This is a genomic window from Paenibacillus sp. J22P218, from assembly GCF_056269195.1.
Window position 1 is genome coordinate 258109 of the sequence record NZ_JBWDNL010000005.1, and the last position, 17312, is coordinate 275420.

At 52.3% G+C, this 17312-nt stretch carries 13 protein-coding genes; 2 read left to right on the forward strand and 11 right to left on the reverse strand.

What is annotated here, in order from left to right; genetic code table 11:
- Positions 1–225 precede the first annotated feature (225 nt).
- Both AC0YN0_RS22185 and AC0YN0_RS22190 read right to left on the reverse strand, forming a co-directional pair.
- Positions 226–966, reverse strand: coding sequence for a GTP cyclohydrolase II (locus tag AC0YN0_RS22185; protein WP_475823209.1), 741 nt, complete (start codon positions 964–966; stop codon positions 226–228).
- 101 nt (positions 967–1067) lie between these two features.
- Positions 1068–1820, reverse strand: coding sequence for an SDR family NAD(P)-dependent oxidoreductase (locus tag AC0YN0_RS22190; RefSeq protein WP_475823210.1), 753 nt, complete (start codon positions 1818–1820; stop codon positions 1068–1070).
- Between the two features lie 399 nt (positions 1821–2219).
- Between AC0YN0_RS22190 and AC0YN0_RS22195 the strand changes: the two genes are divergently transcribed.
- Entirely contained in the window at positions 2220–3548 is a 1329-nt protein-coding gene (locus AC0YN0_RS22195; RefSeq protein ID WP_475823478.1) for an FAD-dependent oxidoreductase, read from the forward strand.
- Between the two features lie 301 nt (positions 3549–3849).
- Here AC0YN0_RS22195 and AC0YN0_RS22200 read toward each other — a convergent pair whose 3' ends face one another.
- Positions 3850–4821, reverse strand: a complete 972-nt coding sequence (locus tag AC0YN0_RS22200; protein WP_475823211.1) for a glycoside hydrolase family 43 protein — start codon at positions 4819–4821, stop codon at positions 3850–3852.
- Positions 4822–5095: 274 nt separating this feature from the next.
- On the opposite strand from AC0YN0_RS22200, the gene AC0YN0_RS22205 reads away from it, so the two are divergent.
- Positions 5096–6013: an ArsR/SmtB family transcription factor gene (locus AC0YN0_RS22205; RefSeq protein WP_442050219.1), complete on the forward strand. Its 918-nt coding sequence runs from the start codon at positions 5096–5098 to the stop codon at positions 6011–6013.
- Positions 6014–6094: 81 nt separating this feature from the next.
- Here AC0YN0_RS22205 and AC0YN0_RS22210 read toward each other — a convergent pair whose 3' ends face one another.
- From AC0YN0_RS22210 to AC0YN0_RS22245, 8 genes are read right to left on the reverse strand one after another with little or no spacing between them, the layout of a single operon-like run.
- Positions 6095–7072, reverse strand: coding sequence for a carbohydrate ABC transporter permease (locus AC0YN0_RS22210; RefSeq protein ID WP_475823212.1), 978 nt, complete (start codon positions 7070–7072; stop codon positions 6095–6097).
- A 5-nt stretch (positions 7073–7077) separates the two neighbouring features.
- Complete coding sequence (locus AC0YN0_RS22215) at positions 7078–7956, reverse strand: carbohydrate ABC transporter permease (RefSeq protein ID WP_475823213.1); 879 nt, start codon at positions 7954–7956, stop codon at positions 7078–7080.
- 2 nt (positions 7957–7958) lie between these two features.
- The gene (locus AC0YN0_RS22220; RefSeq protein WP_475823214.1) at positions 7959–10331 is read right to left on the reverse strand and encodes a DUF5696 domain-containing protein; all 2373 of its coding nucleotides are present in this window, start codon (positions 10329–10331) and stop codon (positions 7959–7961) included.
- Between the two features lie 9 nt (positions 10332–10340).
- Positions 10341–10958, reverse strand: coding sequence for a YIP1 family protein (locus AC0YN0_RS22225; protein WP_442050215.1), 618 nt, complete (start codon positions 10956–10958; stop codon positions 10341–10343).
- Complete coding sequence (locus AC0YN0_RS22230) at positions 10942–12444, reverse strand: hypothetical protein (protein WP_475823215.1); 1503 nt, start codon at positions 12442–12444, stop codon at positions 10942–10944. Before AC0YN0_RS22230 ends, AC0YN0_RS22225 begins: the two co-directional genes overlap by 17 nt.
- Positions 12445–12457: 13 nt before the next feature.
- Positions 12458–13321, reverse strand: coding sequence for a carbohydrate ABC transporter permease (locus AC0YN0_RS22235; protein ID WP_475823216.1), 864 nt, complete (start codon positions 13319–13321; stop codon positions 12458–12460).
- A 6-nt stretch (positions 13322–13327) separates the two neighbouring features.
- Complete coding sequence (locus tag AC0YN0_RS22240; RefSeq protein ID WP_475823217.1) at positions 13328–14293, reverse strand: carbohydrate ABC transporter permease; 966 nt, start codon at positions 14291–14293, stop codon at positions 13328–13330.
- Complete coding sequence (locus AC0YN0_RS22245) at positions 14290–17286, reverse strand: extracellular solute-binding protein (RefSeq protein WP_475823218.1); 2997 nt, start codon at positions 17284–17286, stop codon at positions 14290–14292. The genes AC0YN0_RS22240 and AC0YN0_RS22245 overlap by 4 nt, the downstream gene beginning before the upstream one ends.
- Positions 17287–17312 lie beyond the last annotated feature (26 nt).

A 17312-nucleotide genomic window follows, 5' to 3' on the forward strand; every position in this document is an offset into this window, starting at 1 on the left:
TGGCGCGGTCATCGGAGCCGCAAGGACGGAAGAGAGGTAGGGCTTTCGTTGTATTAGGATGCGTAGTTAAGCAACTAAGAGTACATTTGCTGTTTGCTGTTAACATGGGGATTCCATACGACCTGTCACTCACGCATAGGTCCGGTTAAATATAAGCAATAATTAAGGGCTGTCCCGCTAGCAGATTTACTGCTGGCAGGGCAGCCCTGTCCAATTTATACGCTGCTAATCATTCGGACAAGCCGATACCGTAGTTAGATGTCCCGACCGATTGACCTTTGTATCCAGATAACGTTCGTTATATTCGGATCTGTCGCCCCATAACGGAATAAGCTCCGTTACCGCCATGCCTGCTTCCTGCATCGCATCGCGCTTGCGCGGGTTATTCGTTATGAGTGAAACGGGCTTGGAACGGAGCGCTTTCAACACCCTAATCGCGTCGCCGTAATTGCGTACATCATCGGCAAAACCAAGCTTGAGATTCGCATCGACTGTATCATAACCCTTCTCTTGCAGCAGATAGGCCATCGCTTTGCTGAACAGTCCGATGCCTCGCCCCTCGTGATTAGCCAAGTAGAAGAGAGCACCTGCACCCTTTTGGACGATTCTGCGCATCGACTCATGCAATTGGAACCCGCAGTCGCAGCGCATGCTGCCGAATATATCGCCGGTATGGCAGATGCTGTGCATCCGAATCCATGCCTCGTCCGCTTCTTCGAAGTCGCCATACACGAGCACGCTGGACTGCTGCATCTCGGCAAGGTTTACGGACGACAGCTTCTTAATGATCTGCTCCTCGTCCTCCAGCTTCTCTTCGCAGCTCAGCCAGCAATACCACTGAAAGATCGCTTCTCCTTCGCCAAGGTGAACCGGCAGTCGAATCGGTCCGACCAAATAAATCATGCCCGTATCGCTCTCGATCGCCTTAATCTTATGATCCAATATCGACAACGCTTCATTATACATAAAGGTATGCTCCTAACTCTTCATAAGTACGATATGTTCTATTATGTTCGCCGCATGCAGCCCCTATGCCAAATGCTTCACATAGCCGCTAGCTTGATGAGCTATTCCTCATAGATCATTTTTCGCGTCATGCCACCGTCGATGGTTAAGCTTGTACCTGTTATAAAATCGTTCTGAGGGTTCGTCAAGTAGAGGCATGCCCGCGCAATATCGCTAGGCCGACCAACACGCTGAGCTGGGTGCTGCGTATGGTCCTCGGAACGAAGCTGGCTGTAATCGCCGTTCTCGATCCAGCCTGGACATATCGCATTCACCGTGATGCGATCGGGCCCAAGCGATACGGCCAGCGAATGGCTCAGCGACAGAATACCTCCTTTGGAAGCGGCATACGCCTCCGAATTCGGCTCGGACATCATCGCTCTAGTCGATGAAATATTGACGATCGAGCCGCCTCCGCTAGCACGCATCAGCTTAGCAGCTTCCCTCGCGCATACGAATGTGCCGCGAAGATTCGTATTTATAACATCATCCCATTCATCAAGCTCTAGATCGTAAGGCGACTTCCAAATGCCGAATCCCGCGTTATTAATGACGATATCAATGGTTCCGAGCAGCTCGCCGATCTGATCAATCAAGGCAACAATCTGCTCCGGCTTGCTCATATCGGCCCCGTATCGGTGTGAATCGAAGCCCTTCTCCTGAAGCAGACTCGCGGTTTCTTCAAGCTTGTCCTCCAGCTTATCCGTAATCACTACGACAGCGCCCTGCTGCGCATAGGCTAGTGCGACAACGCGTCCAATACCGCCACCTGCGCCAGTAATTAGCACAACCTTACCCGTGAACGCATATTCCAAATTGGACCCTCCCCCTCTCAAATACGATTCGTTGCATTCTCTTCTTATTTTACCACATAAGAATTTATAAGTTTCCGAGCATTGCGGAAGAACAAATTCTTATTGGCGATAAAACCTTCCTCTGAACGCGGTCGCTCATCTTCGAGTATCCTCGATAGAGGTTTTCTCATACAATTCAACCGCCAAAGCGCCATCGCCGCCAAAACTTATGAAGAAAAATATGTTTGTGAATTTTGTCACAATTTATTCATTGTCATTTCGTCGCGAAAGGAATATGATAATAGCAAGAAGTGGTTGTGAATGTTTTCACATTGTATAGTTGGTTGTGAATTAATTCACGATGTTAGGAGTCTTCCCTATCGGGAAGTCTGCACCCATACAAGGAGGCGTTTGAAGATGATGAAAATTGTTGTTGTTGGATGTACACATGCCGGAACTGCTGCTATTACTGAGATGGCCCGCCTTTATCCGGAGGCTGCTATTACCGTTTATGAAAGAAATGACAACATCTCCTTCCTGTCGTGCGGAATCGCTCTGAATGTTGCCGGTATCGTGAAGGACGCTAACCAGCTGTTCTACGCTTCGCCGGACCAGCTTGCAGCAGTTGGCGTAACAACCCATATGAAGCATGATGTGCTCGCCATCGATACCGACGCTAAGACGATTGAGGTTCGCAACCTCACTACCGGTGAAGCATTCGTCGATACGTTCGATAAGCTTGTCATGACAACGGGCTCGTGGCCGATCATTCCACAGATGGAAGGTATCGATCTTGATAATATCGTCTTATGCAAAAACTACAATCATTCGCAAACGATTATCGAGAAAGCGAAACATGCGAAACGTATAGCCGTCATTGGCGCAGGCTACATCGGTATCGAGCTCGTGGAAGCATTCGAGGAGCTCGGCAAGCAAGTAACGCTAATCGATAATATGGATCGTGTATTGTTCAAATATTTGGATGAGTCGTTCACTACGGTCGTTGAGCAGCAATTCGCGGACAAAGGCGTTACGCTCGCGCTCGGCCAAATGGTTACATCGTTTACCGGGGAGGACGGGCGCGTAACGAAAGTGAATACAACGGCAGGCGAATATGAAGCCGATCTCGTCGTACTCTGCATCGGTTTCCGTCCGAACACCGAGCTATTGAAGGGGCAGGTCGACATGCTGCCGAATGGAGCCATTATCGTGGACAGCTACATGCACACAAGCAAGCCGGATATTTTCGCCGCTGGCGACAGCTGCGCCGTTCATTATAATCCGACTGGACAGCACGCTTACATTCCGCTTGCTACAAACGCTGTTAGAATGGGAACGCTCGTCGCGAGAAATTTGGTGAAACCTACGGTTAGGTACTTGGGGACGCAAGGAACGTCGGGCATTAAGATCTACGATAACAATATTGCGTCGACAGGCATGACGGAAGCGGCGGCTATTGCTGCGGAATTGAATGTGAAAAGTGTCACAATCGAAGACGACTATCGCCCAGTGTTCATGCCGACTCATGAGAAAGTATTGCTCAAGGTTGTTTATGAGACAGACGGCGGCAGAATCTTAGGCGCGCAAATTCTCTCGAAGGTCGATTTGACTCAAGCGATCAATACGCTGTCGGTATGTATCCAGAACGAGATGACGATGGATGAGCTAAGCTTCGTCGACTTCTTCTTCCAGCCGCATTACAACAAGCCATGGAATCTGCTTAACCGGGCAGGGCTGCAAGCGATCTAGATCACACTCAACACTCAGGCACCGTCTAACGAATCTAGGTAACTCTATCTATTCATCACTTCTGTGCTCCAATCACAATCTAACGAATCCATATATCCTTATTCTTCAGCTTTGAGGTCTAATTCGTTAACCCAAGGACAAATAAGAATATCTAGATTCTTAATAAGAGCGGAATTGGTTTAATAGGTACAATAAGGTTCATAGGATTCGTTAGAGGTGAGCTAACAACTAAAAAAAGACCTACCGCATCTCATGCGGTAGGTCTTCCTTGCTTCAACTTCCTTCGGCTGTGAGCGTATACTTACACGTTATCCGCCTCAGGCTTGCCGAAGTCCGGCGTACCGTCACTGCGCCACTCGATCACTTTGGCGCGCGCATGGCGGTTCGGGTCGAACAAAGGGTCGCAGTCGAGCTCCTTATAGCTGCGGGCGTGATAGATTAAGATATCCTGCATGCCATCCTCCGAGACGGTAAAGCTGTTATGTCCCGGACCGTACTGACTGGCGTCCGGATTGCTTGCGAATACCGGCGTTTCTGACTTCGTCCAGGAAGCCGGGTCAAGCAGATTGCTTGTTTCAGAGGCAGTCAGCATCCCCATTGCATAGTTATGGTCGGTTGCGCTCGCTGAATACGTTAAGAAAATCCGTCCGTTGCGCTTCAGCACAGCAGCGCCTTCGTTAACGAGGAAGCCGATCACTTCCCAATCTAATTCCGGCTTCGTAATTCGCACCTGTTCGCTCCTTAGCGTCCATGGATTGTCCATCTCGGCGATATATAAGTTCGTATTGCCCGCGATCTCCGGGTCCTTCTGCGCCCATACCAAGTACTGCTCGCCATTATGCTCGAAGCTCGTCGCATCAAGCGAAAAGCTGTCCCATGCTGTCTTAATCGCTCCCTTCTCTACCCACTGGCCCTCTAGCGGATTGACCGCATCATTCTCCAGCACGTACATCCGGTGCGCGAAAGGCTCATCGACTCTTCCGGCAGCGAAGTAGATGTACCATTTGCCCGCAATATAATGAATTTCCGGTGCCCAAATATTTTTGCTCATCACACCGCTGTCATGCTTCTGCCAAATATCAGTTGCCGGCGCCGCAGCGAGCCCTTCAATCGTCGTCGCTCTTCTTAATTCAATGCGATCGTACTGGGGCACGGAACCCGTAAAATAGTAATACCCGTCCGTATGCTTAAGCACCCATGGATCGGCGCGCTGCTCGACTAGCGGATTTCGATAAACCTTCTGCGTATTTTCAATTCCCTGTGTCGTTTCCACTCTATTATTTCCTCCAATTCCGAATCCAGTTAATTATTCATAGTTTTATTAATTGATTAATATTTTATATAATATCAAAGAAAATGTGTTTGTCAATTTACCTATTTACATATAAAATATAAGTATAAAAGAAGTGTCACAACGGTGATTCGACATTTATTTTTCGTTCCATTGGGCCTTTTAGCATTTGCTTCTCCAAGCGCTTTCGCCTGATGTTAATCCGAGAACAAATTAATAAATCGCTGTTCACCAATCTTAGAGTGGAGTGAAGTTTATGAAGATCGATGTTACGACTGCGCACCTGCCGATCTATGAAGCTCTGGCCAGCGATGTTCGTCTGCGTATTATTCAATTGCTGTCGCAGCAGGAGATGAACATTAAAGATTTGGCGCAAGCCTTGGAGCTTAGCAGCCCGATCATTACGATGCATGTGAAGAAGCTCGAGAAGGCCGGGATAATCAGCTCCGAGATGATCTCGAGCGGCGGCGGCACGAAGAAGATGTGCAAGCTTATTACGGACAGCATAGAAATCGATTTTCCATCCAAGAACCGCGCCGCCATGCGTACTTACCATGAGACGATTATATCCATCGGCCACTACACCGATTTCGAGGTAGAGCCTACATGCGGGCTGTCGACAACGACGAAAGTAATCGGCATGTTCGATGAGCCTCGATTCTTCCTCGATGCCGAACGGATTAACGCCAAGATACTATGGTTCACGAGCGGCTTTATCGAATATAAGGCAGCTAACTTCCTGCTCAAGAGCGAAAAGCCGAACGAGCTTGAAATTTCATTCGAGATCTCATCGGAAGCGCCGGATGCCAATGAGAATTGGCCGTCTGACATCAGCTTCTACTTCAACGACGTTAAGATCGGTATTTGGACAAGCCCCGGCGACTTCGGCGGTACAAAACGAGGCAAGTTCACTCCCGATTGGTGGTGGGATGCCGTCAACCAATACGGCTTGCTGAAGCGCCTGAAAATCAATAACCAAGGAACCTTCATCGACGGGCAGCAAATATCCGACGTAACGCTTGATCAGCTTGATGTGACACGGAAGCAATGGAAGTTCAAAATCGCGGTAGAAGAGGATGCCGAGAACGTAGGCGGCGTTACCTTGTTCGGTTCCGGATTCGGCAACTACAATCAAGACATCATTATGCGCCTGTATTACGAAAGAAATGAATAGGAGAAATACAGCTTAAGCCGTATTTCTCCTCATGCTCCTATCGGACGGTCTTCAACTCTGAAGACCGTCTTTTGCTTGCAGCTATTCGCCTGCAATACCTGCCCGCTCCACGCTCTCTACGAAATAACGCTGCGTGAACATATACAGCAGCAGAACCGGTAATATAGTAAGCATAACGCCAGCCATGATCTGATTTTGCAGCGTCGGCGCTAGGCCGATTGTGCTCGACACGGATGTCGTTGCCTGCTGCAGATTCAGGTTCGCATTGCCGTTGAAGAACGCCATATTTTGCGCCAGATTGAAGTACTCCGGCACGAGCAAATACAGGTTGGGCTCGAACAGATCATTCCAATGCCAGACGACGGAGAACAGGAACACGACGAGCATCGCCGGCTTAGCGAGCGGGAACATGATCGTCCAATAGGTACGGAATGCGCCAGCGCCGTCGATCCGCGCCGCCTCCTCTAATACATGCGGAAGCCTGCTGTAGAACTGGATAAAGATAAGGACGAACAACGAGCCTTTTAGCCCATGTCCCAGAATAGCGGGGACGATGAACGGCAGATGCGTGTTGACCCAGCCCATATCGAGAAACAGCTTGAACAACGGCACGACGAACGTCTGCGGCGGCACCAGGAAGGTGAAGACGACTAGCGCTAGGAACAGCGCCTGACCGGGGAACCTATACCGGGCGAAGCCATAGCCGATGAGCGAGCAGCTAAGCACCTGAAGAATCGCGCTCCCGAACGAAATAATGATGCTGTTCAGCAGCCCCGGCCAGAAGTTGATCGCCTCCAAGGCGATATCATAGTTCTGCAAGCTGAACTGTCTAGGAATCCATTGAATCGTCGCATCGGCGACATCCTCCGGCCGCATAAGGGACTTCGAGACCATATAGAGCAGCGGATAGATGAAGACGAACGCCAAGCTCAAGATGACCATGTAATAAAATACCGTTCCGATAATTCCCCGGCCGCGCTTGATCCAGGTTACTTTCCAGACATCCTTCGCCTTGCTCTGCAAATCCGTATATTTGCTTGTTACGCTAGTTGAATTCATCACCTCTACCTCCTGCCTTCGCTCGCCGATAAGCTTCTGCGGAAGATAAAGAAGACTATCGCCAATATAATGGATATGACTACGAAATAAATCCAGCCCATCGCCGAACCGTACGCGTAGTTGTTCGACTTGAACGCGATGTTGTTAATGTAGTCCATAATTTTGTTGTCCGGCTTCGTGAACGAGTTGACGATGCTGTACAGCGTATTGACGAACAGCATCGGCATAATCATCGGGAACGTAATTTTCCAGAAGCTTTCCCACTTCGTTGCGCCATCGCACTTCGCTGCTTCGTAGAGCGATGGAGAAATCGTCTGCAAGCCTGCGATGAAGATTAATATCTGAACGCCGGAATCCCACATGACCATCGTCAGCGATTCCGCATACAGAAGCAGCGGCTCGAGAATATCGTCGGGGATGAAGGCGTTCAGCTTCGTATAAAGATCCGATTGATAGAAGATCGGCAACTGCGCCGCGCCTTGCTCCAGCAGCTCTCGCAAGATAGCGCCGGAAGCTATAATGACCGGCAGGAAGAAGATGCCGCGAAACAGCATCCTGCCGCGGAACTGGCGATTAAGCAGCAGCGCGCTCATCATGGAAAAGATAAGGATCAGCGGCACTTGCGTCAGCATCGTCGTTACCGTGCTCTGCAGAAATGGACGGAAATCGATATCCGTCGCGAACGCCGCACGGTAATGCTCGAAGCCTGCATAGGTTGCAATAAGGCCATGCTGCGTCACCTCTAGGTTATTGAACGAGTAGTAGAGCGATACGCCCAGCGGGTACAGCATGAACAGCAGAAACCCGATGATCCATATGGAAATGAACGAGTAGCCTTCCAAGATGTGACGGCCTCTCATCGAGAGCCCAAATTTTTTGCCCATGCTCATTCCCCTCCGTTCTGCATCGCGTAGCCCGCTGCCGGTACCGCTGTGCCGTCTATGGTCACAGCCGCTTGGCCGTAGTTGACAATGACTTTCGTGCCGTTCGCGTACGTCGTGCGATAGACATCCTTCGCAAGCTTCTCATGGTCCGCGATCGCTTGGCCCGAGATGGCTGAGTAGATCGGCGCAAGCGCCTCATACTCCTGAACCGCCGCCTCGATCCATTGCTTGTATTCGGAGCTCCATAAGCGATCCTCCATCGTTCGTTGCAGCTTGGAGGTCGATTCGTAGGTCAGCTCCAGACTCGGCAACGCGCCGTATTCCACCATGCGCAGCAGCTCGTTATTCCAATCGTCGCGCAGATTCATCGCACCCGCCGTATAGGATACCAAGCCGCGAACCGCGATTTGATAGAAAGGAACGGTCTCATCGTTGTAGATGAAATGGCTGGAATCGAGCGGCGCTCCATCGATGCTGTCGATATGGCCAAGCATATACCCGAAGCCGTAATCGACCTTCGCGCCGCCAAGCTTCTCTCGCGCCGCATCGATAGCGTTGACCCAAGCGGAAGCCGTTTCGTCCCGCGACAACGGCGACTTCCGATCGAGATCGGAATAAAGCGTATCGCCCCAATAATCGAAGTGCACGCCGGCGACGCCAAGCTTCTTATAGCTGTCCAGCTCCTTGTTCAGATGCTTATCAATGACACGCTTTGGCTTCATCCAATAGAACATTCGGCTATCATTGTTCCATCTGCTTCCGATGTAATAATCGGTGCTCTCCGCCGCTTCGCGGTCCATGCCGCGAATGGCGTCCTTGCTTTTCTTCATGCCGTCGCTATCCGAATAAGCACGGGCGTAATTGGCTTCGAGATACAGCTTCACGCCTTTGTTGGCGGCATACGCGGCCAGGTCCTTCAAGTTCTTCGAACCGCCGAGCTTCTTCTCGACCGGGAAGTGGTCGGGTTGATCGCCGTACAGACCGTCCTCCGACCAGCCCGAGAACGTAAGCTCGAGATTGCGTATCCCTTTCTGCTCGAAGGCGTCGATGATCACGCGCGCCTCATCGAATGTCGTCATCGAGATGAAGGTGTCGCCCAGCACCTCGTCACGCAGAATGCCGCCCATCAGCTTAACCTTGAATGGAGCTGCGATTCCGCTTTGCTCTGACGGCTGCACGCCTTGCACGTTCTGCAAGTAAGCGCCGTACGCCTGCGCCATGCCGACATAATTAGCCTTCTCGTCTTGCAGAAGCATGTAGCGCAATTGGCGGTCGCCTTTGATCCAATCCCCTTGGAAAAACGGAATTTGACCGGATGTTCCTATGAAAATAATATCGTCCCAGCGATAGACGAACTCCGTCGACGTGCGGTAATAATCGATCGCGCGGATGCCCGACGGCGTCCCATTCACCTTCGCATCGTATTGACCCTTCGTCACGATGCCGAGCGAGCCGATGCCGTTCCGGTAATTGCCGAATACAGGCAACGCAATACTCTCCTTAGGCGCCGGGCTTTGCCGCCATATTTCTTCGATGATGTTCTCGTTCGTTCGCGAGAGATAGGCCGGATCGGCACCGAAGATCATCTCGGAGTATCCTGCGAAATATTGCGGGTGCGTTTCCTTGTAATTCATGAGCGCGCCGGAGCCGTCAGGCAGGAACAGCGATCCTTCGTCAGTCTTCGCCGCGGCGTTCCAGAACGGCAGCGGCTCGATGCTGACGAACCGGGCAACCCCCGTTTCCTTAATCGAGCTCTCGGGAATCGTCACCTCGAAGCCGTCCTCAAGCAGCCGGTATTCCATGGCGAACTCTAGCTTTTCCTTCGTATACGTAAAGGTGACGCGAGCGCCTCCCTCGATTGCCTCGATGGACAGCTTGTTCTCCTTCTCTTTCGCCAAGTACGTTTGGACGGTATCGACCCCTTCGGTGTACTTCACATGGGCGGCAGAGTCCATGAACTTCTTGTTGTTCGGCATCGTAGTACGCGGCAACTGCGGCGTACCGAGCCATTCCTTCTTCGTCTTGTTGTCGACAAGACGAATGTTGCCCGTCTTCTCGTCGATATACATCGTATACGCATCGTTCGATGCGATTTCCTTCACCGCCGATACGGGGTACAGCTTCACCTCGCCTGTATCTTCGCCTTCCACAGGTGTATCCGTTTCCGTATCGGCCGGCGTCTCCTCTTCCACGGGCTCTTCAGCCGGCTGTTCCTCCGCGGCCGCACTCTCATCGCCGCCCGCGCTTGCCTCTGTGTCGCCGGCATCCTGCTCCGCCAGTACCCGGATGTCGCCTTCAGCGGCCCCGAAGTGAGGGAAGATGCTGACAACGAGCAGAAGCGCAGCCATGATGAGCCATTTTCGTTGTTTCCTCATTTCGTTCACCTACCTCCGGAAGTTGATTTCTTTGAACAGATCTACCACAAAATTAATGAGCTGATTCATTAAGCCGAACATCAATATGCCGACGAACCATATGATTAGGACGCCGACGACGCTAAGGAACGTAATCCAGAGCATCTTGACGATCTCAAAGTCGTGAATGATCCTAACCTTAAGCAGCAGCAGCCAGCCGACCCAATAGATCGTGAAGTTGATCAAAAAGTTATAAATCGAATTTTCGTCCAGCGCGATAAAATTGGTCATCAGCGTAATCGGCACAATGAAGATCGCATAAGGCACGAACGCGAACGCGCTGCCTACGAACACCTCTTTGAACTTGCCCTCTCCTTCGAGAATGGCGCTGACCGCCCAGTTCGCAACCGTCCAGGTCAGCCACGGCGCGATCATCCAAATGAATTCATGCAGGAATGAAATTTCGTAAGGCTCTCTCGTCTCGAACGCGTACCCCGTAACGAGAATGGCAGCCATTCTTGCGATATAAGTCATCGCCATGACGATGATCGCATCTCTCCACCGGATACGACCAGGCTCTTGAATGTCATGGAAAAAGTCGATCGGGTGCACGAGCACCTGCCGCATCAATCTAAACGTTGCGATCATGGGGCACCCCTTCCTTAATCAACCCGACTCTTGCGGTGCGGCGCACGGCTAGCAAAGCCGTCAGCTTTCTCCATAAGAGCGGAATCAAATACCGCAGCAGGGCGAACAGCGCGATCAGAATCAGACAGATCCACCCGAAGTGCTCGCGAATATACTCTTTCCTATACTCCTTGAATGCGAGCGAGTAATCGCCGCGGGACCTTGCCAGCTCGAAATACGTCATCGCATCCTTGTAGTTCTCCGCTTTGTAGAGCGACTTCCCAATAGCAAGGTAGGCGAGGTCGAAGTTGACGTTATAGCGCAGCACTTCATTCCACATGCCTTCCGCCTCTTTGTAGCGACCGTCGACGAACAGACGCGACGCATCGTGCACGAGATCGGCGAACGGCGTCGTGCGGAACAGATCGATCCGGTTGCGCCCTTTGTCCACGACGTATACGATCCCGTCGTCCGACTGGTCAAGGCTCGACGGCGTAATGAACAAGCCGTTCTGATTGCCGAGGCCGCCGAAGACGAACAGCAGATTGCCTAACTTGTCGTATTGATACACTTTGCTTGATTGCAGATCGAGAGCCGTCATAACGCCGTCCTTGTCGACGGCGATATCGAGGAACGAAGGCACCGAGAACGGGCCTGCATCGAAGCGTCCGCCGTAACGGCGCTCACCGATATTAAGCGTATCCACGCCTACAGGCGAGAGCCGCTTCAACTGATTCGTTTCCGTACCGAGCGTTGACGTATAAATAAAGCCTTCGGCATCCTGGACCGCGTTCGAGAATTCGAGCGGCTTGACGACGGCAAGCTTCGCTTTCTGCTCGTCCGTCGCGATCAAATTATCGATCAAGCGCTTCCAACTGAACCCGATATGATTCGCTCCGTAGAAGCCTTTGAACTTTCCGTTCGGATCAATCTGAATGAGACCTTGCGTATTGCCGTCGCTGACGACGAACATATAGTTCCGCTTGTCGACGAGCAGCTTGGAAGGCGAATACGAGAATGTCGCGCCAAGCAGCGGATTGTCCGGCTTGCCGTACGCCTTCATGAACTTGCCGTCTTTGTCGTAAATAGCGATGCGCTGGTTCTTCGTGTCGGCGACGAAGATCGTGCCGTCCGGCTTGACGAATACGCCCTTCGGTTCATTCAGCATACCGTCGCCTTCCGGATCGCCGACAATCTTGATGACGTTATTGTCCTTATCCAGGTGGACGATACGGCTGTTGCCCGTATCAACGACGTAGACCGTACCGTCTTCGCCAAGGAATACGTCTTCCGGCGCGACGAACGGCCCCGATGACAGCTCATAGCCGTCGATTGAGCGCTCGTACACATAACCGTTAATCGAATGAACGTCTTGCCTTAGATTGTTGATCGTGTACCCGTCATATGGCGTAGCCGCAAATGATTGAACCGGCGGCAATGCGGTAAGCAGCATCACTACGGCCAGCGCCGTACCGATGACGTATCGGAATTTGGTCAAATGGATCATCCCGGTTGTCCCCCTACTCTTTCAGACCTGAATGCGCCATCGTCTGCAGCACCATGCGCTGCGTTACGATAAAGACGATAATCGTCGGAATAATCATCAGCAGGCTGGCCGCAGCCAGCGTGCCGACGCGCGCAACGACGCCGTAACCGCCGCTGATCGTCTGGATCGCAAGCGGAAGCGACTTCATATCCTGATCAGTCGTATACACCATCGCCGGATACGGATCGTTCCAGGCCGAGATGAAGCTGAACAACGCAAACGTGGCAATAGCCGGCTTCAGCATCGGCATAATGACGCTCCAGAACACCTTCCATTCGCTTGCTCCGTCGATCCGCGCCGCTTCGAGCAGCGCATCCGGAATTTGGCGCAGGAATTGCGTCATCAGGAACATGCCGATAGGAGCAGCCAAGTACGGCAGAATCATCGCCCAATACGTATTGATAAGCCCGATCTTGCTAATGAGCAAGTATTGCGGGATCTGCACGACCATCGGCGAGAACATAATCGCCAGCACGACCATATTAAAGATCGCGCCGCGAAACGGCATATTGTGCTTAGCCAGCGGATAGGCGGCCATCGCGGAGATCACGATCCCGAAGCCGACAATGCAGGAGCTGACCAGCAAGCTGTTGAAGATAAAGCGCGAGAATGGAACGCTGGTCGTTCCGGTTATAAGCAGCAAGTCGCGAAAATTGACCAAGGTCGGATTGTTCACGAAAAACCGCGGTGGAAATAGGAATAGCTCGCTCGTCGGCTTGAAGGCCGTCGATACCATGTACACGAGCGGAGCCAGCATCAGAAGACCGAACAATGTTAGGAATAGATAGAGGAAGATGCCGCCCCAATCGATTCTCCTGCCTTTTACCGCGCCAGTCATCTTGGTTCAGTCCTTTCCTAGCCATCTGAAAATGAGACGGTTAAGGCCGATCATCATGCAGAACAGCACAACCGCGATCGCTGCCGCATAACCCATCTCAAATTTGATAAAGGCGTAATCGAATAAATGCGTCAATATCGTATGCCCCGCATAGAGCGGGCTGGGCAAGCCGACAAGCTGCACGCTGACGTCGAATACCGTCAGAGAGGATACGACCTGAAGGACGGCTCCGAACAGCAATTGGGGCTTGACGGACGGAATCGTAATATAGAACAGCTGCTGCCATCTGTACTTGATGCCGTCAATGCCGCCCGCCTCGTACAGATCCTTCGGAACGTTCTGCAGACCGGCAAGGAAAGCAAGGAATCCGACGCCCATAGACATCCAGAGCGATACGATGACAATGACGGGTACAATCGAATTAATATTTTGCAGAAATAAATATGGTTCGTCGATAATGCCAAGCTGCGTCGCGAAGTAATTCAGCAGCCCTTTGCGGTCGCCGGCGAACAGGTAGAGCCAGACGACGGACATCGCCGTTGCGCTCGTAATGGAAGGCGTGTAATAGCAAAGCGTATAGAAAAACCGGTACTTCTGCGGAATTTGGCTAATGAGCCAAGCGAGCAGGAATGCCATCGCGTAACCGACAGGGCCGGTAATGAAAGCGAATTTGAGCGTAATGCCGATTGCCTTCAGGAAGATATCGTCATCGACGAACAGCAGCCGATAGTTCGACAGCCCGATGAATCTCGGAGCTTCCAGAATGTTGTAATACGTGAAGCTGAGGAACACCGATGTGACGACCGGAACGATCGTGAACAGCGTAAACAAAAGGAGGAAAGGGGCGAGAAACAGGTATGATACCCTGTTTCTCTTCATTTCCTGCCATAGCAGGCTGAGCTTTCCCTGCTTCTTCGGAAGGCGCTCGGCGCCGGCCGCTGGCCCAGTTGCCGTACTCGTCTCTATGCTCACGGGCTTACGCCTCCTTCTGCCGTTTTCTCTTGCGCGCTATCCTCGGTATTGAGGCCGAATTCCTCACGTTTCTTGCGAAGCTCCTTGTCGATTTCCTTAACGCCTTCTTCGACCGCTTCGCGAGGTATTTTGCCGTTCAGAACGATTTGGTTCCAAATGTTCGCGATATGCCTTGTCGTGTAGTAGCCGCCGATAACGACCTCGCGCTCCTTGAACCACTCCCATTGCTCCAGAATGGCATCAATATCGGACGATTGCCAAGGCATGCGCTGCAGCGCCTCGATGTTAGCCGTGTTCCAGCGAGCTTCGACGCCGAGCAGCGATTCTAGCTCCGAGCCAAAACGCTCCTGCGTATCCGCGCTGGTCCACCATTTCAAGAACTGCCACGACTCGTCTTTCATTTCCGTATCCTTGAAGATCATGCCCGTCTGAGCGAGACCGCCCGTGGAACGGTTGATCTTGCCGTCAGCTTGCTCGATTCCCGGCATCGGCTTCATGCCCCACCAGCCGGTAAGCTCTGGCGCCGCCGTCGACAGCAGCACGTAGGTTGAATAATCCGCTACGCCGATCGGCATTTCGCCAGACCGGAAGCGGTTATAGAAATCCGCCTGCTTCGAGATTTTGAAGTTCGTGAACAATCCCGTCCACAGCTTGAACGCTTCCATCGCCTCAGGCGAATCGAGGTTCGAATATTTGCCGTCCTCGCGGTAAAATTCGCTGTTCTGCTGGAACAGGAACGGAGCGAATTCGTTGATTGCAAGGGCAGGGTTGTTCGGCGCATGCGGATAGAAGAAATCCATGCCGTTCTGCTGCAGCAGCGGGATGAGATCCATCACTTCCTGCCACGTATCCGGAATTTGATCCTCTGTAATGCCAAGCTGCTCCATAATGTCCTTGCGATAGAACAGCATGTTGAAGTTCTGATTCTCCGGCAGCGCATAGCTGCCGCCGTTATACTTGTAAGGGATGAGCGCACCCGGCCTGAATCGGCTAGCCACATCCTGGTAGTCGCCGAACTCCTCTAAATTAACGAGACCGTTCCGCACCGCATAGTCGATCGGGATCTCACCCTCGACGCCTAGCGCTACGTCCGGCGCAAGCCCCGAGGTGCTCGCCAGCAAGAGCACTTGCATCTGCTGCGCAGGAATTGTATTAACGTTGACCTTAATGCCGGTCTCGGTCGTAAAGTCTTCGTCAATCATCTGCTTAATGATGTCGACCCAGTCGCGTCCGCGCGCGACCCATACTTCGAGCACCTTCTCGTCCTCGTAGACGTTGCCGATGCCTCCGTAATTTTTCGTGAAGGAGCTTGCGAAATCGTAGAGCATCGTTCCCGTTCTGGCGAGCGCGCCCGCATCAGCTCTAGGCCATGCTTGGTCGGCTGACTTAACGATGAGATAGTCGAGTACCATGCTTTGCTTGCTTAGACCGTTCACCCATGTGCCGAGCGCCGCCTGCAAGTCGTTGAACTGCAGCATACGCGCCGGTATGGACTTCGTATCGCTTGCCATGCTGAGCAGCACGTCGCGCGCCTCATACAGCGTGCTAACCTCCGAACTGCCTTCGTTAACGCCAAGCGAATAGAGACCTTTGATCGTATCGTCAAGCCGCTTCGCCATCAGCTGCAGCCTTGGAACGAGGTTGGTTATGTTCTGTTCGAGACGCCAATCCCCGTTCGGATCGGGGTTCGTGCCCGTTACTTGTATGACTTCGCGGCCGAGCAGCGACATTTTGCGCGTCGTATCCGTTACCGTCTCAAGCATCCGTCCGAGCGCTCCTACCTGGACCTCCATCCGGATCGTGTGCTTGCCTTGTTCCAGATAGAACAGGTACGGGTCACCGTCCTTAGGGCCGAACTTCTTGATCTGCCATTCCGCCTTGTACGGAAATGACATCGCATCCATCTCCTTGAACGGCAGCTTGCCGTCGATCTTGATGGAGCGCTGCACCGGCATCCCATTCAAGAACCATTGACCATAACGAGCACCAAGCTCGTACAGTCCGCTCTCCGGCACTTCAATCTCCCATTCGGCCCATTGCCCGCCGGTCCGCCAGCTGGCGCCGCCGAACGAGTTAAGCGCGATCGAATCCTTCTTGAACGGCTCCGTTGCCGGCTCACGGTCTTCTATCCGCTTCAGCGTCGGATCGGATCGCAGAGTCGAGAGCTCAGCCTGCGCTTTAATGAGCTGATTATCCATTTTCTTATAGCCTTGCTTCTCATATGTAGCAAGCATCTCTTCATAAGTCGGCACATGCACCGGCGAGAAAATATCGATCGTACCGATAGCCGCCGGCTCCCGCACCGCTTGGATGCGCATCGTATGCTTGCCCTTGGTTAGATAGAAGCGGAACGGCTCGTATACCTTGCCTTCGGAGTCGACGAAGTCGCGATATTGCCAACCGGCGGTCTCCACCCTGCGCGGGTTGAACTCGTTGTCCTGGTTATCGAACCAAGGCTCGCCTTCTTCCTTCCACATCCGCTGGAACTCCAGCTTCTTCGCTTGGTAGAACGGAAATACTCCGTCAATCTGCACGCTGCGAACGACTGCCGAGCGTTTGCCTTCAAGCGCATAGTAGCTCATGCCCATTTGATAGTAGCCGTCCTGCGACACTTCAAACGTATATTGGACCCAGCTGTCCTCCTCGATAAGCGCAACGGAATCGCCCGCCTGGCCTCCAAGCCCGCTCTCCAGCCGTGTCCCTGAATCGCTGATCGCACTGTAATCCGCGGATTCGATCGACAGCTTGAAATCGGCCGCATCCTGCGCACCCTGCTCATTCCAGCTATCCGCATATTTATTAAAAGACGGCTCGAGCTTACCGCCCGCGTCTTCACCTTCCAATATCGATGATTCATCAATGCTTTCATCAATCGCAATGCTTGCCATTACGCTATCATCGTAGCCCCTTGAATTGTTCCACCAAATGACGAAGCAGACCAATGCGGCAATCACAACTAACGTTACCCTATACTTTTTCAGCCAACGAATCACCAAGGAGCACCCCCTTGCATACCAGC

What these genes read in the sequence shown, in the direction of transcription:
- AC0YN0_RS22220 (WP_475823214.1), bottom strand. Translation starts at nt 10,331, where the DNA reads ATGAGGAAACAACGAAAATGGCTCATCATGGCTGCGCTTCTGCTCGTT.
- AC0YN0_RS22235 (WP_475823216.1), bottom strand. Translation starts at nt 13,321, where the DNA reads ATGACTGGCGCGGTAAAAGGCAGGAGAATCGATTGGGGCGGCATCTTC.
- AC0YN0_RS22185 (WP_475823209.1), bottom strand. Translation starts at nt 966, where the DNA reads ATGTATAATGAAGCGTTGTCGATATTGGATCATAAGATTAAGGCGATC.
- AC0YN0_RS22205 (WP_442050219.1), top strand. Translation starts at nt 5,096, where the DNA reads ATGAAGATCGATGTTACGACTGCGCACCTGCCGATCTATGAAGCTCTG.
- AC0YN0_RS22230 (WP_475823215.1), bottom strand. Translation starts at nt 12,444, where the DNA reads ATGATCCATTTGACCAAATTCCGATACGTCATCGGTACGGCGCTGGCC.
- AC0YN0_RS22210 (WP_475823212.1), bottom strand. Translation starts at nt 7,072, where the DNA reads ATGAATTCAACTAGCGTAACAAGCAAATATACGGATTTGCAGAGCAAG.
- AC0YN0_RS22215 (WP_475823213.1), bottom strand. Translation starts at nt 7,956, where the DNA reads ATGGGCAAAAAATTTGGGCTCTCGATGAGAGGCCGTCACATCTTGGAA.
- AC0YN0_RS22195 (WP_475823478.1), top strand. Translation starts at nt 2,220, where the DNA reads ATGAAAATTGTTGTTGTTGGATGTACACATGCCGGAACTGCTGCTATT.
- AC0YN0_RS22225 (WP_442050215.1), bottom strand. Translation starts at nt 10,958, where the DNA reads ATGATCGCAACGTTTAGATTGATGCGGCAGGTGCTCGTGCACCCGATC.